General features: G+C 52.6%; 22 protein-coding genes. 7 read left to right on the top strand and 15 right to left on the bottom strand.

Features of this window, described 5'->3' with window-relative positions; translation table 11 throughout:
- Positions 1 to 78 precede the first annotated feature (78 nt).
- Positions 79 to 2,991 carry an autotransporter outer membrane beta-barrel domain-containing protein gene (locus B9K09_RS22140; RefSeq protein WP_087518838.1) on the bottom strand — a complete coding sequence of 971 codons (2,913 nt, stop codon included), beginning with the start codon at positions 2,989 to 2,991 and terminating at the stop codon, positions 79 to 81.
- A 141-nt stretch (positions 2,992 to 3,132) separates the two neighbouring features.
- On the opposite strand from B9K09_RS22140, the gene B9K09_RS22135 reads away from it, so the two are divergent.
- Positions 3,133 to 3,543, top strand: coding sequence for a GFA family protein (locus B9K09_RS22135; protein WP_087518837.1), 411 nt, complete (start codon positions 3,133 to 3,135; stop codon positions 3,541 to 3,543).
- A gap of 59 nt (positions 3,544 to 3,602) precedes the next feature.
- Here the strand turns inward: B9K09_RS22135 and B9K09_RS22130 are convergent, their stop codons facing one another.
- From B9K09_RS22130 to B9K09_RS22120, 3 genes are all read right to left on the bottom strand, one after another.
- Positions 3,603 to 4,061, bottom strand: coding sequence for a GNAT family N-acetyltransferase (locus B9K09_RS22130; RefSeq protein WP_177408690.1), 459 nt, complete (start codon positions 4,059 to 4,061; stop codon positions 3,603 to 3,605).
- Positions 4,062 to 4,102: 41 nt separating this feature from the next.
- Entirely contained in the window at positions 4,103 to 5,095 is a 993-nt protein-coding gene (locus B9K09_RS22125) for an asparaginase (RefSeq protein WP_087518836.1), read from the bottom strand.
- Between the two features lie 114 nt (positions 5,096 to 5,209).
- Positions 5,210 to 6,643, bottom strand: a complete 1,434-nt coding sequence (locus tag B9K09_RS22120) for a sodium:alanine symporter family protein (RefSeq protein ID WP_087518835.1) — start codon at positions 6,641 to 6,643, stop codon at positions 5,210 to 5,212.
- A gap of 157 nt (positions 6,644 to 6,800) precedes the next feature.
- On the opposite strand from B9K09_RS22120, the gene B9K09_RS22115 reads away from it, so the two are divergent.
- Positions 6,801 to 7,613: a helix-turn-helix transcriptional regulator gene (locus B9K09_RS22115; RefSeq protein WP_087518834.1), complete on the top strand. Its 813-nt coding sequence runs from the start codon at positions 6,801 to 6,803 to the stop codon at positions 7,611 to 7,613.
- 18 nt (positions 7,614 to 7,631) lie between these two features.
- Here B9K09_RS22115 and B9K09_RS22110 read toward each other — a convergent pair whose 3' ends face one another.
- Positions 7,632 to 8,900, bottom strand: a complete 1,269-nt coding sequence (locus tag B9K09_RS22110; protein WP_087518833.1) for a dicarboxylate/amino acid:cation symporter — start codon at positions 8,898 to 8,900, stop codon at positions 7,632 to 7,634.
- Positions 8,901 to 9,281: 381 nt separating this feature from the next.
- Positions 9,282 to 10,706 carry an aspartate ammonia-lyase gene (aspA, locus tag B9K09_RS22105; protein WP_087518832.1) on the bottom strand — a complete coding sequence of 475 codons (1,425 nt, stop codon included), beginning with the start codon at positions 10,704 to 10,706 and terminating at the stop codon, positions 9,282 to 9,284.
- Between the two features lie 245 nt (positions 10,707 to 10,951).
- Between aspA and B9K09_RS22100 the strand changes: the two genes are divergently transcribed.
- Positions 10,952 to 11,863, top strand: a complete 912-nt coding sequence (locus B9K09_RS22100; RefSeq protein ID WP_087518831.1) for a LysR substrate-binding domain-containing protein — start codon at positions 10,952 to 10,954, stop codon at positions 11,861 to 11,863.
- A 614-nt stretch (positions 11,864 to 12,477) separates the two neighbouring features.
- Here the strand turns inward: B9K09_RS22100 and B9K09_RS22095 are convergent.
- The 3 genes from B9K09_RS22095 to B9K09_RS22085 all read right to left on the bottom strand — a co-directional run bounded on the left by B9K09_RS22095 (position 12,478) and on the right by B9K09_RS22085 (position 15,787).
- Positions 12,478 to 13,578 (bottom strand): polyamine ABC transporter substrate-binding protein, encoded by a 1,101-nt coding sequence (locus tag B9K09_RS22095; RefSeq protein ID WP_087518830.1) that lies wholly within the window; start codon positions 13,576 to 13,578, stop codon positions 12,478 to 12,480.
- 2 nt (positions 13,579 to 13,580) lie between these two features.
- Positions 13,581 to 14,639: a histone deacetylase family protein gene (locus tag B9K09_RS22090; RefSeq protein ID WP_087518829.1), complete on the bottom strand. Its 1,059-nt coding sequence runs from the start codon at positions 14,637 to 14,639 to the stop codon at positions 13,581 to 13,583.
- A gap of 155 nt (positions 14,640 to 14,794) precedes the next feature.
- Positions 14,795 to 15,787, bottom strand: coding sequence for an AraC family transcriptional regulator (locus tag B9K09_RS22085; protein ID WP_087518828.1), 993 nt, complete (start codon positions 15,785 to 15,787; stop codon positions 14,795 to 14,797).
- Positions 15,788 to 16,097: 310 nt separating this feature from the next.
- Between B9K09_RS22085 and purE the strand changes: the two genes are divergently transcribed.
- The 4 genes from purE to B9K09_RS22065 all read left to right on the top strand — a co-directional run bounded on the left by purE (position 16,098) and on the right by B9K09_RS22065 (position 18,829).
- Entirely contained in the window at positions 16,098 to 16,589 is a 492-nt protein-coding gene (purE, locus tag B9K09_RS22080; protein WP_087518827.1) for a 5-(carboxyamino)imidazole ribonucleotide mutase, read from the top strand.
- Positions 16,590 to 16,611: 22 nt separating this feature from the next.
- Positions 16,612 to 17,694, top strand: a complete 1,083-nt coding sequence (locus B9K09_RS22075; RefSeq protein WP_087518826.1) for a 5-(carboxyamino)imidazole ribonucleotide synthase — start codon at positions 16,612 to 16,614, stop codon at positions 17,692 to 17,694.
- Positions 17,695 to 17,867: 173 nt separating this feature from the next.
- Positions 17,868 to 18,113 (top strand): GlsB/YeaQ/YmgE family stress response membrane protein, encoded by a 246-nt coding sequence (locus B9K09_RS22070; protein ID WP_087518825.1) that lies wholly within the window; start codon positions 17,868 to 17,870, stop codon positions 18,111 to 18,113.
- A gap of 179 nt (positions 18,114 to 18,292) precedes the next feature.
- Positions 18,293 to 18,829, top strand: coding sequence for a DUF3299 domain-containing protein (locus B9K09_RS22065; RefSeq protein WP_087518824.1), 537 nt, complete (start codon positions 18,293 to 18,295; stop codon positions 18,827 to 18,829).
- A 45-nt stretch (positions 18,830 to 18,874) separates the two neighbouring features.
- Here the strand turns inward: B9K09_RS22065 and B9K09_RS22060 are convergent, their stop codons facing one another.
- The 6 genes from B9K09_RS22060 to B9K09_RS22030 form a co-directional block, all read right to left on the bottom strand.
- Positions 18,875 to 20,161 carry a glycosyltransferase gene (locus B9K09_RS22060; protein ID WP_087518823.1) on the bottom strand — a complete coding sequence of 429 codons (1,287 nt, stop codon included), beginning with the start codon at positions 20,159 to 20,161 and terminating at the stop codon, positions 18,875 to 18,877.
- A 450-nt stretch (positions 20,162 to 20,611) separates the two neighbouring features.
- Positions 20,612 to 21,361, bottom strand: coding sequence for a hypothetical protein (locus tag B9K09_RS22050; RefSeq protein ID WP_087518822.1), 750 nt, complete (start codon positions 21,359 to 21,361; stop codon positions 20,612 to 20,614).
- A gap of 582 nt (positions 21,362 to 21,943) precedes the next feature.
- Positions 21,944 to 23,035 carry a tetratricopeptide repeat protein gene (locus tag B9K09_RS22040; protein ID WP_087518820.1) on the bottom strand — a complete coding sequence of 364 codons (1,092 nt, stop codon included), beginning with the start codon at positions 23,033 to 23,035 and terminating at the stop codon, positions 21,944 to 21,946.
- 236 nt (positions 23,036 to 23,271) lie between these two features.
- Positions 23,272 to 23,694 carry a hypothetical protein gene (locus B9K09_RS22625; RefSeq protein ID WP_157699381.1) on the bottom strand — a complete coding sequence of 141 codons (423 nt, stop codon included), beginning with the start codon at positions 23,692 to 23,694 and terminating at the stop codon, positions 23,272 to 23,274.
- 157 nt (positions 23,695 to 23,851) lie between these two features.
- Positions 23,852 to 24,271: a lysozyme inhibitor LprI family protein gene (locus tag B9K09_RS22035; protein WP_087518819.1), complete on the bottom strand. Its 420-nt coding sequence runs from the start codon at positions 24,269 to 24,271 to the stop codon at positions 23,852 to 23,854.
- Positions 24,272 to 24,624: 353 nt separating this feature from the next.
- Positions 24,625 to 25,041 (bottom strand): hypothetical protein, encoded by a 417-nt coding sequence (locus tag B9K09_RS22030; protein ID WP_087518818.1) that lies wholly within the window; start codon positions 25,039 to 25,041, stop codon positions 24,625 to 24,627.

Here is a 25,041-nt window from a genome sequence, read left to right as displayed (position 1 = left end):
ATTTCTTCGCTTGAAGAAGCACCGGGGGCAGCGAAGGAGACTATCTAGCCAAGGCAGCACTCTCGCCGTGCGCTAGCTTTAGAAACCAAGCTGCCACTGCACAATCAAGGCATGGTTGCGTGAGTCATTACCGAGTTGGCCATTGTAGGCCAGGCCGAGGTTTTGCTTGGCGCTGATGCCGACGTCAAAGCCTGCCTCCAAGAGCATGCTGTTGCGATCCAGCGCGCTGCCTTCAACGCTGAATGCCGTACCGCCACTGAGGAATGACTGGCGCGTGTTGCTATCGACGTCACCATAAACATGGCGCCAGCCGACGCCGAGGCGTGGGGTGAAGCTCATGCCGTTATCCAGGGTATCGAAGCGTGCAATGCGCACACCAAAGGTGCTGGTCATGTTGTCTTGGTCTTGTGATTCAACATGCAATGCGGCTGGGCCACCTTTTTCGTTGTAGCTGTCGCGCTCGTAGCGTTGGTAGCCGAGGTTGGCGTAAGGCTCGGCCTGCAGTTTGCCGCTGTTGATGGTGTAACCAAGTTCAGCAAAAGCTTGCAGGCTGTCGGCATCGTAGTCGCCGCGAACCGTGTCGTTGAAGCCGTTGAAATTGATCTCACGCTTGCTGTCGCCGTCATGGCTGCTGTACGCCGCACCGAGGCGCAAGTTATAGGCGCCGCTTTGACGTAAGGCATAAGTGCCGATGTGATAACTGTCGACGTTGCCATCAGCATCGCTGCCAGCGTCAATATCAGTGCTTGAATAGCCAGCCAATACTCCTAGCCGCCATTGCGTATTCAGCGCCCAGTCGGCACCGACTAGCGCGCCCCCAGTATTCTGGTCGATATCATGGCTGCCCGCGTTACCGTCGAGCGTGCCTTGGCTGCCCAATGCCTGAACCCAGAGTCTGCCTTGAGCATTCGGATCATTAAGGTTGCGCGCCTCGTTGGGCAAGCCATTGGCGGCAAGCAGCGGGCCGTCTTGCAGGTCAACTGCGCTTTGCAGGTTGCCACTCATGCCGCCACCGAGTTGCTGCATGGCACCGAGCATGGCGCTACCGACCTGACTGCTGCCTGCCAGTGTGGCGTTGGCCAAGCTGGCGTTGCTGGCGCCAGAAAGTTGCTCAAGGCCTGCGCTGGCGCTGCTTGCATCACTGCTTAGTAACGCGTTGTAGAGGGCTGGGTTGCTGCTGGCGGTGATGCGCTGTGCGGCGCTTGCAGCATTGCCGCCGCTGGCCATATCACTGAAGGCGACATCGTTGCGCTGCAGTTCGAGCTCAACACTATTGCCGGTGTAGGACAGCGTTGGAGTGAGGAAGGCAAAGTTGCTGCTGACGCTGGCGAACTCACCGCTGACGCCCCCGGTTGCGTTAATCACGCTGTAGCTGCTTTGCGTTGGATAGTCGCCACTGCCTGCGCGGACATCCAGCTTGGCACCATCAACCTGCGCGGTGCCATTGACCTGCACGGGTGTGTGGCTGCCGTCAGCCGCGACGGCGAAAGCGAGTGTTGAACCTGCTTCCAGATTGAGGTTTTGCAGTTGGCCAGCGCCGCTGTAGGTCGCACCTGACTTAACATTCAACGTGCCGCCGATTTGGCCTTGGTTGATCAGTTGTGCGCCGCTCTGAACCTCACCGCCTTCGCTGAAGTCATTGCTGGTGACGGACCAGGTGCCTTGTTTAACGGCCAGCCACTCAAAATTCTGGCTGTTGCCGAAACTGCCGCCTGCAGCGTCGTCCAATGTCACGCTATCGCGCCCGGCGCCGCCGTCGACCAAGCCAACAAACTGGCTGCCAGCGCCTAACGTCAGGCTGTCATCACCGCCGCCTAGATCCAGTGCTAAACCGCTGGTGCCGCTGATTAAACCATTATTGATTACGCTGTCGTTTTGCTCACCAATAATGCGCACACCGTCGCCGTTCAGGCCGAGGATGCTGCCGTGGTTTTCGAGGAGGGTGGCGAACGGTGCACCGCCGGTTGCGCTGTCATCAATCAGCACCGCGTTGGCGGCACCGCTGATGGTCGCACCTTCGCGGTTGATAATGGTGCCGCCGCCCATGGCGATACCTTCGCCGGTATTCGCTGCGCCGTCTTTCTCACCGCCAGCGCCAGTGCCTTCGATGGTGCCGTAGTTGTCGATGTAGCCTTGGCCGTCGATATCAACGCCATCACCGTCACCGGTTGCCAAGCTGTCGTTATAGCGACCGCTGATCAAGCCGTAGTTTGTGACTTTGCCGTTACCGTCAGAGCCAAAACCGGAACCGTTGCGGCCAATTACTTCGCCGCCAGCATAGTTGATCAGCTCGGCGCCAATATCTGTGGTAATGCCGTGTCGTCCTCCGGAAATAACGCCGTAATTTTCAACTTTACCACCCGATGATTCATCAAAGTCGATGCCATCGAATTTCTCGCCATCAGCGGTTAAGTCGCCGCTGCTGATCTCGCCATGGTTAATCACTGTGGCGTTGGCACCGAGGCGCATCGCGTCTTCAACTACGCCGTGTATGACACCGGTTTCGCGGTTGAGGATGTCAATTTTCACATCAGTTTGCAGCGCCTTGAGCATGATTGCCCGGTCGCCTTGCGAGGTGATGGTGCCCGCGTTGTCGATACTCACCGTGCTGCCTGCAAAGTCGCCGTCGATGCGGATGCCTTGCTTGGCGGCATCAATGGTTGCACCTGCACGGTTGATGATTTGATAGTGGCGTGCAGGGCCATCTGCATCGTCGCTATCTATGCCGCGATCTTTGCTTGATTGCAGAACGCCGCTGTTATCAATGGTCACGCCCGCGCCGCTGGTATCGCCCTCAAGCAGTACCGCCGGGTCTTTTTTAGTAATAACGCTACCGCTGTTGGTAATAGTCAGCGTGCTCTCGCCAGCAAGTTGCTGGCTGTCGGTGACCGCGTCGTTGATTGTCTGGCTGGCTGCCAATGCCTGCGTGGTGACGCCGGCGAACAGGCTGAGGGCGATACAACGGGCAAGATGGGTCGATCGAAGGTGCATGGCAGCGAGCAGTCCTTGTTATTAGGAATAGCCGCTTTTTATAACGGAGTCATCTTACAGTTTTGTAACAGCTGCTTAATTGGAATAGCTCATCAACTTACCTCAGCTAAAGTTTATTGCTCCATAGACTAGGAGTTGGACATGGCTGAGCAAAAAGCTGAAGGAGGTTGTCAGTGCGGCGCGGTGCGTTACTCGCTGAGCGGTGAGCCGGTGATGGCAGCTATTTGCCATTGCACAATGTGCCGGCGAGCACATGCGGCACCCGCTGTAGCCTGGGCAATGTATCAACAGGACCAAGTTCGTTTCACTCAGGCGCAGCCTAAGCTATACGCTTCATCGGCAGATGCTCAGCGCGGTTTCTGTGAGCACTGCGGTACGCAGATTTTGTTCAGCGCCAGCTTTCTGCCGGGCTTGATTGATATCACAATCGGCAGCCTCGATGAGCCGCAGCGGATCACCCCGACACTGCATTATTGGCACTCGGAGCATTTGCCGTGGGTGGAGTTTGCCGATAGCTTGCCGCGTTATCCCGAGCTACCGCCTTTCGAATGAACCGCACAGTCATGCGGCAATTATCCAAGGCGGCTGAGTTGCTCGGCGTGGCTGCGCGCTTACTTGAACTGCTTGCGGTACTGGATAAAACCAGAGCGCTCGGCAATGCGTTCATAGAGCAGCATGGCTTTGCTGTTGCTCTCGTGGGTGAGCCAGTAAGCGCGTGAGCAATTGGCCTGTTGCGCTTGCGCGTAGACAAACTCAATCAGTTGGCGCCCGCCGCCATTGCTGCGCACATTTTTGTCGATGAATAAGTCCTGCAAATAGCAGTAGTCTTCAACGGTCCACGTTGAGCGATGGTAGACCCAGTGGACGAGGCCAATCGCCTGGCCGTCGTGCCACGCCAGCGCGGCATTGACCGGCTCATTAGGGTCGAGAAAGCGCTGCCAGTTAACTTCGCTGGCCTCGACCGGAATTTCGGTCATGTAAAAGCGCTGGTAGCCTTGCCAAAGTGGCAGCCAAGCTGCGTGGTCTTCGGCGCTGACGGGGCGAACTTCTACTTCGATACGGGCGGCCATTTGCTGTCCTCCGGTTAGTTATTATTGTTGTTTGTGGCTGTTTACTCAGCGCGCTCACCGCACAGATCAAGGCTGAACCAATGCTCGACCTCTTGCTGCGTGAGGCCTGCACCCAGCAAGGAGAATAACTTGCCCAGCGCCGCTTCGCGAGTCATGCCGCCGGCAGAAACCAGCCCAGCCGTTTGCAACTGGCTACCGGCTGCATACACGCCAAACTCAACATGACCTTGCGGGCACTGGCTGATTGCCGCGAGGACAACGCCACGCTCATGCGCGGTTTTAAGCGCGGCCAATAGCGTGGCGTTATCCGAGGGGCCTGTGCCGCTGCCGTAGCACTCAAGCAGCAGTGCTTGTATACCGCTGCTGAGCAGTGCGCTGATGTGTTCAGCCTGTATACCGGGATAGAAGGGTAATACGGCAATGCTTACCGGGTGGCGTGGCTGACGATAATCAATGGTCTCTGGTATCTGCCCGGCACGCTGACTGACACGCTGGCGCGGTAACACAGTGAATGCATCAAAGGCGTCACTTTGCAGTTTGCTGACGCGTGCGCCATGCATCAACGCGCCGTTGAAATACACCTGCACACCACTGGCCTGCTCTTGATGCAGCGCACGCATGGCACCGAACAAATTACCCCATGCATCGCTACCTTCGGTGCCAGCAGGCAGCATGGCGCCGGTCAATACCACCGGCACGGGCAAGCCCAGCAACAGAAAACTCAATGCAGCGGCGCTGTATGCCAGGGTGTCAGTGCCTTGCAGTACCAGCACGCCGTCGCAGCCGTCTTGCTCAATGCCTGCGCGAATTGCGTCAACCATTGCCAACCAATTGGCTTGGCTCATGTTGGCGCTGTCGATGGGTGGCAGTAATTCGCTGAAAATCCAATCGGGTAGTTGGCCTTGACCTTCCTCGGATTGTTGCGCACGAACACGGGCTTCAAATCCGGATGCCGGGGCCCAACCGTCGGCACTTTGTTGCATGCCAATCGTACCGCCGGTGTATAACACAAGGAGTTTTTCGCAAGCGGCCATGGTCGCTCCTTAATAAATGCGGGATAACAAAAGGGGGCTATCAAGCCCCCTTTTGTGGTTACAAATAGCGTTGTAACAGGCCGCTCCCTGTGCCTGCCTGTACCGCCCCAGCCTTTAGACTGGATTGGTCACAGCAGTCTTCTCAGTGTTGTTCTGAGCCTTCAGTTGCGCCCAAACAGCTGGGTCAAGATCCAAGTCACTGAATTCCTTGGGGTCGAATACCGGAGACTTTACACCCGCTTTCATCTGCTTGTCGTAGTCACGCATCAAGCGCAGGCCAATCTTGAACAGCAGCGCCAGGGCCACCAGGTTGCAGATAGCCAGCAAGCCCATGGTTACGTCAGCGAAGGCGAATACGGTGCCGAGGTCTTGTACCGAACCCCAGAACACCAACACGACAACCATGACCCGGTAAACCACGACCGGCGTACGCTTTTTGGTGAAGAAACCCAAGGCGTTTTCACCCAGGTAGTAGTTGTAGATCAACGTGGTGAACACGAACAACAGCAAGGCGACGCTGATAAATACGCGGCCCCATTCACCGACAACACTGGCGACAGCGGTTTGTGTCAGCAGTACACCGGCCATCTCGCTGCCGGGCTGATATACACCCGAGAGCAGGATGATCAGCGCAGTGCAGCTGCACAGAATGATGGTATCGATGAATACGCTGAGTGATTGCACGATGCCCTGCGCGACCGGGTGTGGAACCTCGGCAACGGCGGCCACGTTCGGTGCACTGCCCAGACCCGCTTCGTTGGAGAACAGGCCGCGCTTAACACCCATGATAATGGCTGCGCCAATACCGCCCGCAAACGCTGGCTCAAGGCCAAAAGCACTGCGGAAGATCAGCGAGAATACTTCTGGGATGCGATCAGCGTTGCTGCCGATGACGAACACAGCCATGGCGATGTATGAGAACGCCATCACCGGAACCAGAATGTCGGCGAACTTGGCGATACGCTTGATGCCGCCGAAGATGATCATACCGATCACGGCCATCAGTACCACACCGCTGACATAGGTGGGCACGCCGAATGTGTCATACATCGAGCTGGCAACGGTGTAGGACTGCACTGCGTTGAAGCCAAAACCGAAGGTCATCAGCAGCAGGATCGATACGACGATGCCTAACCAGCGCTGGCCCAAGCCATGCTGAATGTAAAAAGCAGGGCCGCCACGGTAGCTGCCATCGGGATCGCGGCGCTTGAACAGCTGGGCCAGCGAGCACTCGAAATAGCTAGTGGCCATACCAACCAGCGCTACGATCCACATCCAGAAGATTGCACCAGGACCACCCAGGATAATCGCCACCGATACACCGGCGATGTTGCCTGCGCCGACGCGACCAGCAACCGATAGCATCAATGCCTGAAACGAGCTGAGTTGGCCCGGCTGGCGCTTAAATGCCTCAGCAAAAATGCTGAACATGTTGCCGAAGTAGCGGAATTGAACGAAACGCGAGGAGATGGTGAAGAACAAGCCAAGACCGATCAGCATTACGATCAGCAGCTTGCTCCAGATGAGGTCATTGAGTAAGTCGAGCATGGGGGCAGTCACTCTTGTTGTTCTGATAAGAAGTTGGTCTCTGCGGACCTTTTTCAATGATTGTAGATGTGAATGTTACAAACAATTTCGCGGGTTGCAGTGATGTGATGCTATTTGATGCTAATATCGCGTCACTTTACTTGGCTGGAATACCCGCATGTCGGATTCTTTTGGCGCTAACCTTAAGCTACTTTGTAGTCACTACCGCTCAATTGCCGAGGTATGTCGCAAACTCTCGATAAATCGAGCGCAGTTCAATCGTTATCTGGCGGGCCAGAGCAGGCCGACCACGCATAACCTGAAGCGAATTTGCGACTTTTTTGGCGTCGAAAATTACGAGCTAGCGCTTCCGCAGGAGCAGTTTTCGCGGCTGATTGGTGCCCGCGACAACAGCATCACAAGTGCGTCAGCAGGCGCGCCACTCCTTGAGTTATTTGAATCACTCAGTGAGCATTCAAACGATCTCTCGCGTTACTGCGGTTACTATTTTGAGTATTCCAACTGTATGTCGGTGCCGGGGCAGATTTTGTTGTCGCTGGTGCACCTGCGTGAAGAGCGTGGCAGCTTTGTATTTGAGCGCCAGGAACGTCAGGAGCGTGCGCGCGGCGGTGGTGCGGAGGATTGGGTGCGGTGTCGTTATTTAGGCGCGGCGTTCTATCTTCAGGATCGGGTCTTTTTGATCGATTATGAAAGCCTGACCGGCAATGAGATGAGCCAGACCATACTTATCCCCAGCTTCAAGAGTCGCATCACTCGTTTGAATGGCTTGAAGACCGGCGTCTCCAGTGGTGATCAGCGCACCCCAGCCTGTACGCGGGTGGTGTGGGAATTTCTGGGTACTGATATCAATCGGGTTAACACCTATCGTCAGGTGATGCTTTATGCGCCCGATGATCCGCGTATTGATGATGACGTGCGCCAGCGCTTGGCTGGCGCCCGCATCCGACAGGGTTTATTCGAAATCGAATAAACCCCTTTGCGCCAGTTGTTACTGGGTGCCGTCGTGGTTGGGGCTGTTGTAAATCTCAACATCCAGTTCGTTTTCGCTGCGGCCAACCAAGGTTGTTGTCATTAGATCGCCCGCGACGTTGACGGTGGTGCGCGCCATATCGAGAATGCGGTCGATACCGGCAATCAATGCAACACCCTCGAGCGGCAAGCCAGCAGCGGTCAGGACCAGGCCGAGCATAATCAAGCCTGCGCCAGGAATACCGGCCGTGCCGATAGAGGCCAGCGTGGCGGTAAGGATGATCATCATGTACTGGCCAGCGCCAAGATCAACACCGAACGCCTGGGCAATAAACAGTGCCAATACGCCTTGGTAAATCGCCGTGCCATCCATGTTGATGGTAGCGCCAACCGGCAGCACGAAACCCGCAACGCCCTGCGATACACCGAGGTTTTTGCGTGCACATTCAATCGAAACCGGCAAAGTACCGGAGCTGCTTGAAGTACTGAATGCCACGGCCAATGCCGGCGCAATGCCGCGTAAGAAGCGCATCGGGCTTAAGCGTGCGAGCAAGCTGATCAGGCCGCCGTAGACCAACAACACATGGGCGATGCTGGCGAGGTAGATAACCCCGATCACTTCGGCCAGTGGCAGCAGCACTTCAGCGCCGTGGCTACCCACCACACCGGCGATCAAGGCAAACACGCCATAGGGCGCGAGGCTCATGATCAGGTCGGTCAGCTTGTAGAAGATTTCGGCCAAGCTATCGAACAGCTTGACCGCCGGTGCGGCTTTTTCACCGATCAAGTTCATGCTCACACCAATAGCGATGGCGAACACGATGATCTGCAACACGTTGCCTTCAGCAAAAGCGGTCACTGGGTTGCTTGGCACCAGGCCAACCAGGATGGATACCAGCGATGGCGCCTCTTTGGCAGTCTCTTGGCCGCTGGCAACCATATTGAGGCCGTCACCTGGGGTGAATACCGCGCCAAATAACAGGCCAATGCTGACTGCGAACGCGGTCGTGACCATATAGATGGAGATAGTTTTTATGCTGATCCGCCCCAGCTTGGCGGAATCCTGCATGGACGTGATACCTGCCACCAGCGAGACAAACACCAGCGGTACGATCAACATCTTGATTGCATTGAGGAACAGGGTTCCGATGGGTGCCAGAACCAGCGCGTCTTCTTTGAAGATTGCGCCTGTGGCAACACCAAGGACCAGGCCAATGAGTATCTTGTGCCACAGTTGCAGACGCTTCCAAGGGCCCGGCGATGTTGCGGTTTTAGAACTCTGAGACATGCATTTCACCATTCCAGTAACTGTTGTTGAGCAGACCGTCTGTGCGGTCTTGGAGGTTGCTCGTAACCTGCATTGTTAGGCTGCCTGTACGAAAAGTGCCTGCGTGGTGACTTTTCATACAGACCCTAATGCCGACGAAGTCATATTCAGCACTTCGTTGGCTGTTCACCTGCTGGCCACGCGCAAATGTTTAACTTGCACTTACTCATTGGCCCTTCGGCGTTTAGCCGCAGGCATTGGGTAGAGATGTGCAGGGAAATACAGTGAGCGGTGTCGGCAGGGGGAACATAAAGGGCGCGCAGTTTACCGAGCGTTCGCTGCGTTTTCTCCCTATGTTTCCCCCTGACGGAGCGTTTTTAAGCGCTTTTCGTCGGAAAATTACTAAGCTTTGAGCGGTACCAGGCGCGGAGCAATCATGTTTTCCGGACGCAGAATGTCGTTAAGCGTTTCGTCATCCAGCAGCTTCTCTTCGCGCACCAACTCCAACACGCCGCGGCCGCTTTCCAGAGCGAGCTTGGCGATACGGGTGGCATTTTCGTAACCGATGTAAGGGTTCAGTGCGGTGATCAGGCCGATGGAGTTCTCCATCAGTTGACGGCAATGTTCTTCGTTGGCGGTGATCCCGACGATGCAATGCTCACGCAGCATGTCCATGGCGCGTTGCAACAGACGGATCGAATCGAAGATTTTATAAGCGATCAGCGGTTCCATAACGTTGAGCTGCAATTGACCGCCTTCAGCCGCCAGGGTCAGCGCCAAGTCATTACCGATCACTTCAAACGCCACTTGGTTAACGGCTTCCGGGATCACCGGGTTGACCTTGCCCGGCATGATCGAGCTGCCCGGCTGACGCGGTGGCAGGTTGATTTCATTGATGCCGGTACGCGGCCCGCTCGACAGCAAACGCAGGTCGTTACAGATCTTCGACAGCTTCACTGCAGTGCGCTTGAGCATGCCCGAGAACAGGACAAACGCGCCCATGTCCGAGGTGGCTTCGATCAAGTCAGCTGCGGGTACTAGAGGTTGTCCGCTGATTGCCGCCAAGCGCTCGACGGCGAGCATTTGGTAGCCCGGGTCGGCGTTAATGCCGGTACCAATTGCAGTGCCGCCGAGATTGATTTCAGTCAGTAACTCTGGCGCCAAGCTGCGCAAGCGTGCGAGATCTTCACCGAGGGTGTTGGCGAAGGCGCGGAATTCTTGGCCGAGGGTCATCGGCACGGCGTCTTGCAACTGAGTACGGCCCATCTTCAAGACGTGGGCGAACTCTTCGCCTTTGGCAGCGAATGCATGAATCAAGCTATCAAGGCTGGCCAGCAATGTGTCGTGGCCGAGTAACAAGCCCAGGCGAATCGCGGTTGGGTAGGCGTCGTTGGTAGACTGGGCCATGTTCACATCGTTGTTTGGATGCAGGAAGCCATACTCGCCTTTTTGCTTGCCCATGGCTTCGAGCGCGATGTTGGCAATGACTTCGTTGGCGTTCATGTTGGTCGATGTACCGGCACCGCCCTGAATCATGTCGACCACGAATTCGTCGTGGAAATCGCCGCGAATAATCCGGGCGCAGGCTTCGCTAATGGCCGCGTGCTTTTCGCCGCTGAGGTGGCCCAACTGGCTGTTGGCGTCGGCTGCTGCTTGCTTGACCATCGCCAAAGCAGTGACCAGCTTCGGGTAGTGGGCCAGCGGTACGCCAGAAAGACGGAAGTTGTTTACGGCGCGCAGGGTTTGAATGCCGTAATAAGCATCTGCAGGGACTTCGAGGGTACCGAGCAGGTCTTTTTCAACGCGGAATGATGCAGCAGCGGACATGATTGAGGTGATCTCTGGATTCGGCGAGAGGTATCGCCATGCCTTCTAGGGTAAGGACTTCATGGATATTCAAGCCAATGCTGTTAAACGCTATGCTATGCACAATCGGCATAATGTTAGTGTGACTCCACAACGCTGATCAGCGTTGTGTGGATGCTGGCTTGAGCAATGGCCACACCTGTGCAGGCACGCGAAGCTGGCCTGTGGATAACTTTCAGGGTGTGAATAAGGCGTTGGGGGGAGAGATGAATCTGGAAACCAAATGGCTGGAAGACTTTGTCGCCTTAGCCGGCACGCGTAGTTTTTCGCGCGCGGCGGAGAAACGCTTTGTCACCCAGCCAGCGTTCAGTCGGCGGATTCGCAGCCTTGAATCGGTGCTCGGGTTGACGTTGATAAACCGCTCTTGCACCCCTATCGAGTTGACCGAGGCGGGGCAGCTGTTTCTGGTGACAGCGCGGAGCATGGTTGAACAATTGGGCGAGGTCGTACGGCATTTGCACAACCTTGAAGGTAAGCAGGGTGAAGTGCTGCAAATTGCGGCGGCGCATTCGTTAACCTTGGGCTTTTTTCCCGAATGGATTGCCCGGCTGCGCCGTGAAGGCTTGCCGCTCAACACCCGTTTGGTGGCGACCAACGTGGGTGAAGCGGTGCATTCGTTGCGTGAAGGCAGTTGCGATTTGATTCTCGCTTACTACGATCCTGACGCTGCTTTGCAGATGGACCCGGAGATATTCCCATCGCTGTACATGGGCAGCACAGAGATGTTGCCGGTCTGCGCAGTGGATGAGTACGGGCAACCTTTGTTTGATCTCGACAGTGGTCAATCGGTGCCGTTGCTGGCGTATAGCGCTGGTGCGTTTCTCGGGCGCTCGGTCAACCTGTTGCTGCGCCAACGTGCGTTGCGCTCGACCACGGTGTATGAAACCGCAATGGCAGACAGCCTCAAAAGCATGGCGCTGCAAGGCATGGGCGTGGCGTGGGTACCACGTTTAAGCGTGACCGCCGAACTGGCGCGGGGCGAGTTGGCGGTGTGCGGTGGAGACGCGTGGCAATCACCACTGGAGATTCGTTTATACCGCTGCGCCCTGGTGCGCAAAGCCGCCGTGCGCCTGCTCTGGCGCAAGTTAGAGAGCGGAGAAGTAGGACAGACAAAGTAGGCTGGACGAGGCTTTTTCCGTCCACCATTGCGGCTGTGGATAACTATGCGATTGGTGTGGTGTTGGTGGAAACCTTCGCGTTGTCACACCCTACGGGGCAGATGTTTTACCTGTCGATGATGTAGGGAGGACAACGCTTTTCTGTCCGCCATATGTGGCGCGGATATTGGCTGCTTGTTGATTTCTGGTGGACAAGCTTCGCGTTGTCGCACCCTACGGAGCAGATGTTTTACCTGTCGTTATGTAGGGAGGACAACGCTTTTCTGTCCGCCATATGTGGCGTAGATATTGGCTGCTTGCTGATTTCTGGTGGACAAGCTTCGCGTTGTCACACCCTACGGGGCAGATGTTTTACCTGTCGATGATGTAGGGAGGACAACGCTTTTCTGTCCGCCATATGAGGCGCAGATATTGGCTGCTTGCTGATTTCTGGTGGACAAGCTTCGCGTTGTCACACCCTACGGGGCAGATGTTTTACCTGTCGTTATGTAGGGAGGACAACGCTTTTCTGTCCGCCATATGAGGCGCAGATATTGGCTGCTTGCTGATTTCTGGTGGACAAGCTTCGGGTTGTCGCACCCTACGGAGCAGGGTGCGACGGCCTTGTTTGAGCGTTAGGTTCCTGACTTGATCTTTGTCCAGGCCCGGGTGCGCATCCGCTCGGCTTTCTGCGGTAGCGGTTGCAACACATACAGGGTTTTCTGTGCCTCAGCGGTAGGTGTCAGCCCCGCATTATCGCGGATTTCAGCTTTCATCAGCGGCAGCGCGGCCTTGTTCGGGTTTGGGTAGCCGAGGAAGTTACTGGTCGATGCAATCACTTTTGGCTCGAGCAAGTTGTTGAGGAACTCATGTGCTTCTTCAACGTTTTGCGCGCTGGTTGGAATGGCAAATGAGTCAAACCACAGTGGCGCGCCTTCTTTCGGCAAGCGCCAATCAACCACCACACCGTTGCCAGCCTCTTTGGCGCGGTTAGCGAACTGGTAGAAGCTGCCCGAATAACCGATTGCTACGCAAATATCACCATTGGCAATGTCGGTCATGTATTTGGCTGAGTGGAAATAGGCGATATTCGGGCGAATCTTCAGCATCAGCTCGGTGGCTTTGTCGTAGTCAGCCGACTTGGTGCTGTTGGGGTTCAGGCCGAGGTAGTGAAGGGCGATTGGCATGATATCGCCGGGAGAGTCGAGCATCGCCACGCCACACTGCTTGAGCTTGGAAATGTTTTCTTCTTTGAATATCAGGTCCCAGCTATCGACGGGCGCATCGGCGCCGAGCACCTCTTTAACCTTGGCTGGGTTGAAGCCAATAATTACTGTGCCGTACATGTAAGGTACAGCGTGTTCGTTGCCCGGATCGTTCGTCGCCATCAGCTTCAACAGCTCTGGGTCGAGATTTTTCCAGTTGGGTAATTGGCTCTTGTCGAGCTTTTGGAACACGCCAGCTTTGATTTGAGTGTCGAGAAAGGTGTTGGACGGCACCACCAAATCGTAGCCGGAATTGCCGGTTAGCAGCTTGGCTTCCAGCGATTCATTGGTGTCGAACACGTCCCAAGTCAGCTTGATTCCGGTGCTTTTGGCGAAGTCTTTCGGCACCGACGGCAAAATATAGTCGGCCCAGTTATAAACCCGTAGTTCACGCTCAGCTGCATGTGCTGCGCTGGCCAGCATGGCTGTGCCGCAGAGTGCGGCGCCAATCAAGGTGCGGAGTTTTTTCATGTTTATGCGTCCTTCTTCGAATTATTAGGTCGGCAGACATTTTCAAAACCTTCCAACACATTGACTGCGTTAACGCCAATGGCCTCGACGGCATAGCCGCCTTCCATGACGAACAGCGTTGGTAAGCCCATTGCGGCAATGCGCTCGCCCATGCTCAGGTAATCCGGGCTGTCGAGCTTGAATTGCGAGATTGGGTCTTCTTTATAGGTATCGACGCCTAGCGAGACGATAACTACCTCGGCGTCGAATGCGTTTATTCGTTTACAGGCGTCATCCAGCGCAGCGCCCCAACTGTCCCAGGCACTGCCAGCAGGCAATGGATAATTGATATTGAACCCTTCACCAGTGCCTTCGCCGTGTTCATCGGCATGGCCGAGGAAGAAGGGGAATTCAAACTTCGGGTCACCATGAATCGAGGTGAACAGCACATCGCTGCGTGAGTAGAAAATAGATTGAGTGCCGTTGCCGTGGTGGTAATCGACATCGAGAATTGCCACGCGCTTGTGGCCTTGATCGATAAAGGCCTGGGCAGCGATTGCGGCGTTGTTGAGGTAGCAATAACCGCCCATTACATCGCTGGCAGCGTGATGCCCCGGTGGGCGGCACAACGCAAATGCGCTGTGTGCGCCGTTGGTAATTTCGTGTTGCGCGGTGAGCGCAACTTGCGCTGCGCTATAAGCCGCTTGCCAAGTGCCTGCGGTGATCGGGGCGCCGGCATCAAAGCTGTAGTAACCGAGTTGCCCGTGCAGGCTGGTTGGCAAGCGCTGGCTCAAGGTACGGGCTGGCCAGGTGTAAGGCAGCAAATCCCCGGTCCCATCTTGTTCTTGCCAGCGCGCCCAGGCGCCCTCGAAGAAGTTCAGGTATTCGGCAGTGTGAATGCGTTGTATGGGGTCGCGGCCAAAGTCCTGCGGCTCGCGAATCTCACCAATATTGCGATCCTTCACCCGCTGAAGAATATGATCTGCACGTTTAGGCATCTCAAAGCAGGGCATCAATTTGCCGTCGATCAACTCGCAACTGCCGTGATGAAGATGATGGTCGTCGCTGTAAATGGTGAGCATGATATGGAGCCCCGCGGTTATTTGTTATGGCTCCATTGTTTGCTTGCAGGGCGCTTGGGTGAACGCTGACAACGGCCAAAAGGGGATCGATATGGCCAAATTTTACGACCGCTGCGAGCCTTTCTCATCGCAATGGCCTCTTGCGGGTTGTGTACTCAAACTCTGAAATGGCTGGGTGCTACGCCGCTCCAGCGTTGAAAGGCGTGACGGAAACTGGCCGTTTCACTAAAGCCGAGTTCTTCGGCAATCCGGTAGATGGGCCAGTGCTCTTTACCGAGTAACTCTTTGGCACGGGCGAAGCGCAACTCATCAAGCAGTTGTTGATAGTGCGTGCCCAAGGCGTGCAGGTGACGACGCAGGGTGCGCGGCGAGCAGTGCATCTGTTGAGCCAGTTGCTCCAGGCCTGGCGGATTAGGAAGCTGCGCTTCGATGTGCTGACGTACGCGTGCGAGCCACGTTTGCCGGGTTGTGAACTCGGTATTTTGCTGGCGGCAGCGCACCAGCATTTCTTGGTGGGTGACGGGGTCGGCCAGCGGCAGGCGTTTTTGCAGCAGGCTTGCGGGAAATGCGAAGGCATTCTGGCTGGCATTAAACGCAATGTCCTGGCCAAAACTGGATGAGTAAAACGCGACATACTCGGGCTGTTGATGAGTGAACGTCGCGCGGGTCACGCTAATGGGTTCACCCAGAAGGTCATCGCACATCAACTTCAGTGAGGCCATGCACATCTCGACGCTAAATACCTCAAGCTGTTCCAGCTGTTTGTAGTCGCTGGCGCTGATCCAGGCAAGATCGTTGTCGACGTGCAAATTGAGTTCGAAATAGGTGCCGAGTAACGCTGGATAACCGAACATAAAGTGCAGGGCGTCACCTAAGGTTGCACTTGATAGCGCGGCGTAACCAAGCAAGCCATAAGCTGAAACATGCATGCGCCGGCCCAGTTCAAGGCCAAGGTCGCTGCGCAGGGCTAAACCATTGGCGCAGACTTGCAATTCCTGGTGTCGGGTAATGCGCGTATCGGTACTGTCCAGTGCCTTGGGGTCGATACCGCTGTCCGCCAGCAACGCGTCGATGAGCTCGGGCTGGTTGGCAAAATACTTGAGGGTCAATGAGACCACGTGCAGTGTGGTTAAGTGAGCCTGCAACATTGCGGTGTCCGTACTTATTGTTTGAATACACTTTAAGCAAAATACACGCCGAGTTTGTCGACAATTTGCCGAATATCGGCGTTCTCGTTGGTAATTGCAGCTTTGACGTATATTTGTTGTTACCAAAGCATGACCAACGGTCAGGGTTAAAGCCCCATTCTCCGGTGTTTACACGCGTTTTTTTGCGGTACACTGCGCGGCCTTCGGCCGGCGGCACCCGGCTATATATCGCATACAAGCCACGCTGGTTAAACCGCGTGGCTTGTTAGTTTTTGACGCGCCAGCTGGCGCCAAAGCAAGAGGCACAACGATGAGCACACTGGTAGGCGTGATCATGGGCTCCAAGTCCGACTGGAGCACCCTTAGCCACACCACCGAGATGCTGGATAAGCTGGGTATCGGTTATGAGGTGAAAGTTGTTTCAGCTCACCGCACCCCAGACTTGCTCTTCCAGTACGCCGAGCAGGCTGAGTCTCGCGGTATCCAGGTGATTATTGCTGGCGCCGGTGGCGCTGCACACTTACCGGGCATGTGCGCGGCTAAAACGCACCTTCCTGTCCTCGGCGTGCCGGTGCAATCGTCAATGCTTTCAGGTGTTGATTCGTTACTCTCTATCGTCCAGATGCCCGCCGGTGTTCCGGTTGCAACCTTGGCGATCGGAAAAGCTGGCGCAATTAACGCGGCATTGCTGGCGGCGAGTATCCTTGGCCATCAACACCCGCAGTTTCATGAGGCGCTGAAAAAATTCCGTGCCGAGCAAACTGAAACTGTTTTGGACAATCCAGACCCGCGCCAAGCTTGAGTCGATCTAAAAGGGCTGTGTTATGAAAATCGGTGTAATCGGTGGCGGCCAGTTGGGCCGCATGTTGGCACTGGCGGGGACTCCGCTGGGCATGAACTTCGCTTTTCTCGACCCGGCGCCAGATGCCTGTGCACAAGCGCTGGGTGAGCATATTCGTGCCGATTACGGTGATCAGGACCATTTACGCCAGTTGGCTGATGAAGTCGATCTGGTGACTTTCGAGTTTGAAAGCGTACCGGCTGAAACCGTTGCCTTTCTGTCGCAGTTCGTACCGGTTTATCCAGGCGCACAAGCACTGCGTATTGCCCGCGATCGTTGGTTCGAGAAGTCGATGTTCAAGGACCTTGGCATCCCGACGCCGGAGTTCGCTGATATTCAATCGCAAGCGGATCTTGATGCTGCCGTCGCCAGCATTGGCCTGCCAGCCGTAATGAAGACCCGCACCTTGGGCTACGACGGCAAGGGACAAAAGGTTCTGCGCAGCGCCGCAGATGTTGTCGATGCCTTTGCTGAGCTGGGCAGCGTGCCTTGCTTGCTCGAAGGTTTCGTACCGTTCACTGGCGAAGTCTCGCTGGTAGCTGTGCGTGGCCGCGACGGCGAAACGCAGTTTTATCCGCTGGTGCACAACACCCATAACAGCGGCATTCTCAGCTTGTCGATCGCCAGCAGCAATCACCCACTGCAGGCGTTGGCGGAAGATTACGCCAGCCGCGTGCTGGATGAACTCAACTACGTTGGTGTGTTGGCATTTGAGTTCTTTGAGGTCGACGGTGGCTTGAAAGCTAACGAAATCGCCCCGCGTGTGCACAACTCCGGGCACTGGACGATTGAAGGCGCTGAATGCAGCCAGTTTGAAAACCACCTGCGCGCCATTGCTGGTTTGCCTCTGGGTTCCACCGCGAAAGTGGGCGAGAGCGCCATGCTCAACTTTATTGGTGAAATTCCGCCTGTGGATAAAGTTAGCGCCATTGCCGACTGCCACCTGCACCATTACGGCAAGGCATTCAAGGTTGGGCGCAAGGTTGGCCACGCTACTGTGCGCAGTAAAGACCGCGCTACGCTGGACCAACAAGTTGCCGCCGTACAGGCCCTTATCGACGCTTGATGAGCTGACCTGGCGCTGCGCAAAGCAGCGTCAGGGGAACCTCCATTCAGATTGGCCGTCAGATTGCTGAGCGCCATAGTTGTTCTAGACTGTGGTTTGAGCGCCAGTATCGTCCTGTGATGATGCCTACTGCTTGAACTCAAGGCGCAATAACTTGAAATGGAGAACAAGCCATGGGAATTATCGGCACAATTTTTATCGGTCTGATTGTGGGTCTAATCGCACGCTTCCTTAAGCCTGGCGATGACAGCATGGGCTGGATCATGACCATCCTGCTGGGTATCGGTGGGTCGCTGGCAGCGACTTATGGCGGTCAAGCGTTGGGCATTTACCAAGCAGGTCAAGGCGCCGGGTTTATCGGTGCAGTCGTGGGTGCGGTGGTTCTACTGTTTATCTACGCCATGGTTAAAAAGAACTGATACAGGTTCCGTTGTTGTTCTGCAAAAAGCCGCCGTGTGGTGACACACGGCGGCTTTTCTATTTGTAGCGCAGCACAGGCTGCCGCAGCAGTTTTGAGAGGGCCCTTAAGGGTTCAAGCTTGCATGTGCCTGCGGGCTGGATAAAACTGCAGGCCTGCTTTTCGCCGGGATGATTGTTGATGTTGCGTTTGTTAATACTGCCTCTGTTGCTGATCAGCAGCCTGGCCTTTGCTGAGTTGCCCGAAACCGACTGGCTGGCGCTAATGCCTGCCGAGGACCAGCAAGCCCTGGAAAACATGCCGGACATCAGCCATGACAGCCCCGAAGAAGACAGCACGTTCTACCAATCCGGTGGCCTTAAACAGCGCGATGCAAAGCTTCCCGCAGTCATGTACTCGGCTAAAACCGTAGCGGCGTTTAACGGCAAGCAGATTCGTCTTGGCGGTTATCCGGTGCCACTCGAAACTGACGCCAAAGGGCGCAGCACGCTGTTTTTCCTCGTGCCATACCCCGGCGCCTGCATACACGTACCGCCTCCGCCTCCGAACCAACTGGTGCTGGTGCGCTACCCAAAAGGTATTGCACTGGAAGATATCTACGCGCCGTTGTGGGTTAGCGGTGAGATCAAGGTTGAGAGCGTCAGCAACGATCTCGCAGATGCCGCCTATGCGCTGGATGCCAGTGAGGTGAGGCTCGTCGAGGAAGAAGACCTGTAACGCAGTGCACGGCGCGCCTTTAGCAGGTTTGCGCCTGTGGATAAGTCAATTTTCGGTTCTGTTCTTCGCGGCAATCCACTGTGACATGTATTGCGTGCTTTTCAGTGTGTGATGACGAAGCATGCTACCGATGAAGTTATCCCGCCGGTGCGCGTCGAGATTCTGGCTTAACTGAGTAAGCCGACTAATCAATTCGCTGCCCAAGCGCTGACGATCAAAGCGCTGCTGCAAAATTGCAGTGCCTTGCGCTTGAGCCTGCAGCCAGCGGTTTTCATCTTCATACAGCGCCGCAGCCGCATCGGCAAAGGCGCTTGCGCAATCGACCACCGCTCCGCCCCAAGGCATATCGCCATGCATCCCTTCGCTGCCAATTGCGGTGGTGATGCTCGGTGTACCGCACGCCATTGCATCAGCCAGCTTGCCTTTAATTCCCGCACCAAAGCGCAGTGGCGCCAAGCACACACGTGCTTGGCTCATGACTTGATGTGCATCATCGGCCCAACCCAGCACATGAAAACCTTGCTTGGGGTTATGCAGCGTAGTGGCTTTTGGCGGAGGATAAGCGCCATATACATGCAACTGTGCGTGCGGCAGACGTTGGCGAACCAACGGCCACAGCGCGTGTTTTAGCCACAACACTGAGTCCCAGTTAGGCGCGTGGCGGAAATTACCGATGCTGATGAAGTGTGCCCGCTCGGCGAACGGGGCGGGCTCGCTGGCGCTGGGTATCAACATCAATGCGCAGTCGTGGATGAGCGCGACAGGCACCGCAAAGGCCTGTTGCAGCAACTGCGTCTCAAACGTTGAGATCATCAGCGTTAAGTCGCTACGAAAGATCGCTGCGACCTCGCGCTTGGCGGTATCTAACTCTGCCATTGTGCTAAAGAGCTGCTCGGCGTCTGCGGTTATTGCGCCTACATGCTGCTTTTCTGCCTCGCTTGCACAGGCTTGCTGCGCACTTTTCAGCAGCAACTGGCGAGCCTCACGCAAACTGTGTAAGTCGCAGGTGTCGAGCACGCGCAGGGCTTTAGGGCAGACGCGCTCAACGCGCCAGGCGAACTGCTCCTCAGTGAAGAACCGGTCGAACAGCACCATATCTGGCTGCATTTCAGCTACCAGTTGATCAAAGCTGTCGCAGTTGAGCGCAACCTGAATCTCTGGAATGCCCAGCGTAGTTAAGTCAGCCCGGTGTTCTGACAGCGCAGCAGCACTGGCGAAGGCCACCTGCCAACCTTGAGCCCGAAACAACTCCAACAGCTCCATCATCCTACTGCCCGCAGCCGATGAGCGTGGTTCTGGCCATACGTAGCCGATAACAAGGATCTTGTGCATAGGAGAGGAGAGTCAGCTGTCGAAAAAACGAATTGTAACGGACTTGGCGAGCTAAGCAGTGATGAGCGCTAGAAGAGTAAGCGCCCATGAACCGTACATTCAAAGTGTTTGGCTAATCCCGGATGCCCTATCAACATCAAAGTTAAACACGCACCACATGCGCGTGTTGTAGCCGGAAGGTGAGGGCAAACGCACTAAACAGCAGTGCGTTAGACAGGTTGGTTACTCGCCAAGGGTCTGCTTCATGCTTTTGGTCAGTGCCTTAAGGCTTGGCATCAGTACCTCGGGTGGCGGGGTTAGGCCTTTTAGATCGTCGGTACCCTGCTTGAAAGTTCTGGCTTGTATAGCGATCAGAGGCTTGGCCAGGCCGCCGATGTGAGCTAGTCCGAACCAGGCACGCTCTTTTTCAGCCGAGCCGGTAATCAGTGCTGTAGGTATCGGAGGTGGCTTTTATCTACGAGGTGATTGCCTTAGAGTCGTAGGGCTAGGACATACATCGTCAGCTAGTTGCTTTAACGCTTTACTATCGAGTCGCTCTATTGTCATTGGATCTGCAGTTTTAATGATGTCCAGATACCTAGGAATATCAATTTCTTCATGCTCATAGACAACAAAAGTCGTTTTGGAATCAATTACATGGCACTTTGATTGGTGTTTTATATATGTTCTGGGAATTGAGTTTTTCCAGGTTTCAATGTTTTTATAAAAGTTGTGAACTTCTATATCTTCAATATTTGCGACTACAAAGTCTAGAGTTTCGTTTTTATGTGCCAGGCTTTCAGTTTTGACTTTTGAACGTTCAGCTTGCCACTTATCTGTGTAGGTGTAGCTTATGTCCTCGTAGTTACTATTTAAAATAGTATTAAGTCCACACACTGCATTTGTAATGAGAAGACCGTTGTCATGGTTTCGTAATTCTGCGTATAGGCAGTCAATTATTATGCTGTTTTTCCTGGGCTTTAGGGTGTAGTAAGTATTAAAATCATTTCCAGCATAAATTGAAGGCTTATTATTTATTGTCGTAAGCTCGCGGTACGAATTTCCGTTCATGCCTACGATATCGTCAAATTTGATTGTCGAACCATCTACATTCAAAAAAACACTATTTCCCCCTTTGGTTGTATAGACTTCACTCGCATAGGCTGCTGAAAAAATAACCCTGTATATTAGAGGCAGGAGAATGGTCGTTCTCTTGTTCACTTTAATTAGACCTTGAAATTATAATTGGACCTTAAAATATTGCGTGTTCAAAAAAGTTAGCAGTTTAAAGGTGAGCTGTTGCTCTGCTCTAGGTCATGAATCATATTCATGACTATTACGGTGAAATACACGTCTCGTTTGCTATGTTGACAAGTGTTCCATATAAATTCCAACTGCTATCAGTTGTGTCCCAATAACCGCCACAAAATTCTCCAGTTTCTTTTTTGACAATGCAACCCGTGTCCATTTTCACAAATATGCAGTATGCGCGATCGTATAACTCTTTTTGCTTACCGTATTCAAGTGTGCCTGAGTTAATTGCGTTTATAACAAGGTGTTTTTTATTTGCAGATAAACTGTCGCTGTCAGGTGTGGCGAACGACGTGTGCTCTTTCAGTATTTGGTGTTTATTGGCACTCTGATTTGAATAGTAGACAGTTTGCCATGTATCCTTTATTGCATTTTCAAAAGTTACGATTCCTCCGTCTGCAGTTATATTTGTGCTGTTTAGATTGTTTGCATTCACTAAACGGTATGAGCCTAATAATGTGAAGAGTACTATGGTAAGTAGTTTTAGAGTTATCATTTTGCTCTGAGATAAGCGCGGCTTGGTATTTTAGCCTGCATTTTTCTATGGTTCATTCCGGATATGTAGTCGGAGTATAGAGTCTTAGCTTCATTTTTTTTGCCAACGGCCCAATAGCTATCTGCTAGATTTAAGTAAGCGACAATCCTATTGGGATGCTCCGTGATGACTTTGTTCAGCAGTTCTATAGCCTCTCTGAAATATCCTGCCTGCTCGAATAGAAATCCTAGGTCATTAGACCAACGGGGATTGTTCGGGAAGTAGTACTTATTGGCAATGTAGCGTTCGGCTGGGCATATCCCAGCGTTACCGTTCCCTTCTATAAAGGTGGCCATAACTTGCTTGAGGTGTTGTTTATCTTTTGTCTTATAAGCAGCTAAAACTTGATCAAAACCAACTGAACTCTCTTGCTGCATGAGTTTTAAGACCTGACTGTTACCAGTTTGTATATTTTGGCGAGTTTTTTTCAGACTCTTAAAGGCCTCGCGTCCATTGAAAACTTGCAGTGACGTTGTTAAAAGATTTTCTTCTTTAACAACATATACGCTCTTCAGTGAACGGTCGCAGGAGGTATTGTTTGTGTTTAGGAAAATACTGTGAAGCTTTAGACCTTTCACTTTCGAGTCATAAGAAAACTGAAGATTGAAGTTGTAGCTGGAATTACCTTCCTCTATAGTCCTCAACACTAAGTACTTACCAGCTGTGGATGGGTAGTTAACTTTCGTTGTTTCACCTTGTATATCGATGATGCTAGTTAGGTTAGGGGACGATGTCGATACCTCAACCTCAAATCCATCATAGCTGGCTGGTGAGTAGTCATTCTCCACAGGCAGTAAAGCCTGTATCGACTCAACCAGAACTTTACCATTGTCAATGATTAGTAGTATCGGGGGTTGTTCCTTGCCGGATTTTCCACGCGCGACCAAAATCGTCTCGTCTTGTCCATCGCCGGTCAGGTCTGCGTGCAATGTTTTTAGGATATTTAAGTCAGACAGTGATGCGTCGTGTTCTTTGGCCTGAGATACGTTGCTCAACAAAATAAGATGCAAGAAAATAGCGATGCCAAGTCGAGGTCTAATATGGATCATTGTTGGAATACCTGATAAATAGCTGTAAAATTTTACTTGCCCCTAATAATTATCCCATGTTCAGATTGAGCGCCGTAGTTATAAGGCTTGTGCTCTTTGTCCAGTTCTGTAATAGGTTATATAGTTTTATCTACTCTAAAATCTCAGGTTTAGTTTAGGGAGGTTGATTGAGAGAAAGGTTGCATTGATAGGTTTTTCAATGTTTCTCGTGAAATTTTTCCGATATGTTTTTTGTTTCAATCGAGGTCAAGCAAGTTGTCTTTCACAGTGTCTGGAATACAAGCTATATATGTGATGTAGTGGGCGTTTTTTAAAACTAAGACTCCACTGCTTGGCTCTTGAATATTTGCAGATCTATTGATTTTTGTTATGACTGTATATGTATAAGCGCCATTTGGAAATGTCACAGAGTTTGATAGTTCATTGCCAGAAATATGACTTATAGAAATTTCTACGTGCTCTCTATTTTTTGTTAGCTTAAGCTCTGGCGGGTGACTTATTCGACCAAACGCATACGTCAATATGTTTTTTGTTTTGTATACGCTAATGCTTTTATTATTCGCCGTTTCGCACTGGAACACAGGTATGGGTTTTTCTGCACCCTGTGCTAATACAGGAAAATACATAATGAATGACAGAGCGATATAAATATACCTCACGTACACCTCTTGGTTTTAAATAATAATTTCTGGTTGTATATTTTTTGCAAGTCATCTATGTGTAATGAAAGTGCAGTAATTATTCCGGCTTAATAATTTATATTGGTAGCTATATTTGTATTATGACAGTTTGCCATCTTCATGTCTTGGCAGGCTGTCATTGAGCTAAACTTCTTAAGTATTCAGAACGTAACTCGCTTAAGCGAGAAACACATTTGTTAATAGTCGTTTCGTATGCTTGAGTTCCAGGCTCGATTTCAAAACTCTCTAAACCGCAGTCCGAATCTCTGAGCTTAATCCATATTCGCTGTGAGGTTTTTATGTTTTGTATTAGTTCATTTTTAAGTTTTAAGTCGTTTTTGTACTGATAGTTTATATTTGATATTAGATTTTGATAAGTGGTGTTCAGTTGCTTGTCAGCGGTGAGGCGCTCAAGTTTTGAGCAGTCATATATTTGCTGGCTTGAGGCAATGTTGTTACAAAGATCTATTGTAGAAGTGTCTGCAATACAGTAGTTGGAGATTAATATTCCAAATAGTGCTATGTAAGCTAGAGGTGTTTTAAAAAAAGCAGTCATTTGTAATCCTTTATGTATTCTGCTCGCTTTCTACCAAGTTTATATTGACTGATGGTGGGTGTACGCTTGATATAATTAACCAACGATGCTGCACGGCATAGTTATTGTATGCATTTTTCACCATCGTTCTCGCCATGTGTAGTTGTTTTAGGACTGGTCATGGCAATATTTAGTGCAAAATGCATGCTACGGATTATTGAGGGCGGCCGTTATCGGACCAAAATATTCAGAGCGTAAATAACTCAAACGAGAAGTGCATTTGTTAATGCTGATTTCTTATTTTTGAGCTTCGGCTCTGGTTTAAAAAATAGTCTAAAATAAAGTCCGAATTACCAAGGTCTATAGACTTTGGATTACTGGTCGTTAGGAGAATTTAAACACTCCAAATCTTGAGGCTCATTATCAATGAAAGTGACAAAACATTTTTTGATTTGTTCCCCGGTAGGTGTTAGTGGAGTGAAGCTAATTTTAAGAATTACACCACTGGCATCCATTTCTATACCCTTAATGTCGACTTCCGCATAGTCATTTAAAAAGTTTTTTCCTTTGAGGGAGCAAATTTTCTTATCATTTAAAATTTTTCCTTCGCCGCCTGGCTTAAGTACTTGGATGTGAGCACAGGGACTGTCAAATGTTCTCACGTAGCGGACAAGTAGTTCATTAACAACTCCGGTTTTGGCCTCATAAACATTTGAGTAGTTTATAATGTCAGCTTGGTTGTTTGCCATGCATAAGCTTGGGATAAATAATAATACATAATTAAACTTCAT

The organism is Pseudomonas sp. M30-35 (genome assembly GCF_002163625.1).
GTDB lineage: Bacteria > Pseudomonadota > Gammaproteobacteria > Pseudomonadales > Pseudomonadaceae > Aquipseudomonas.
This window is presented reverse-complemented; position numbering and strand designations above follow the sequence as displayed.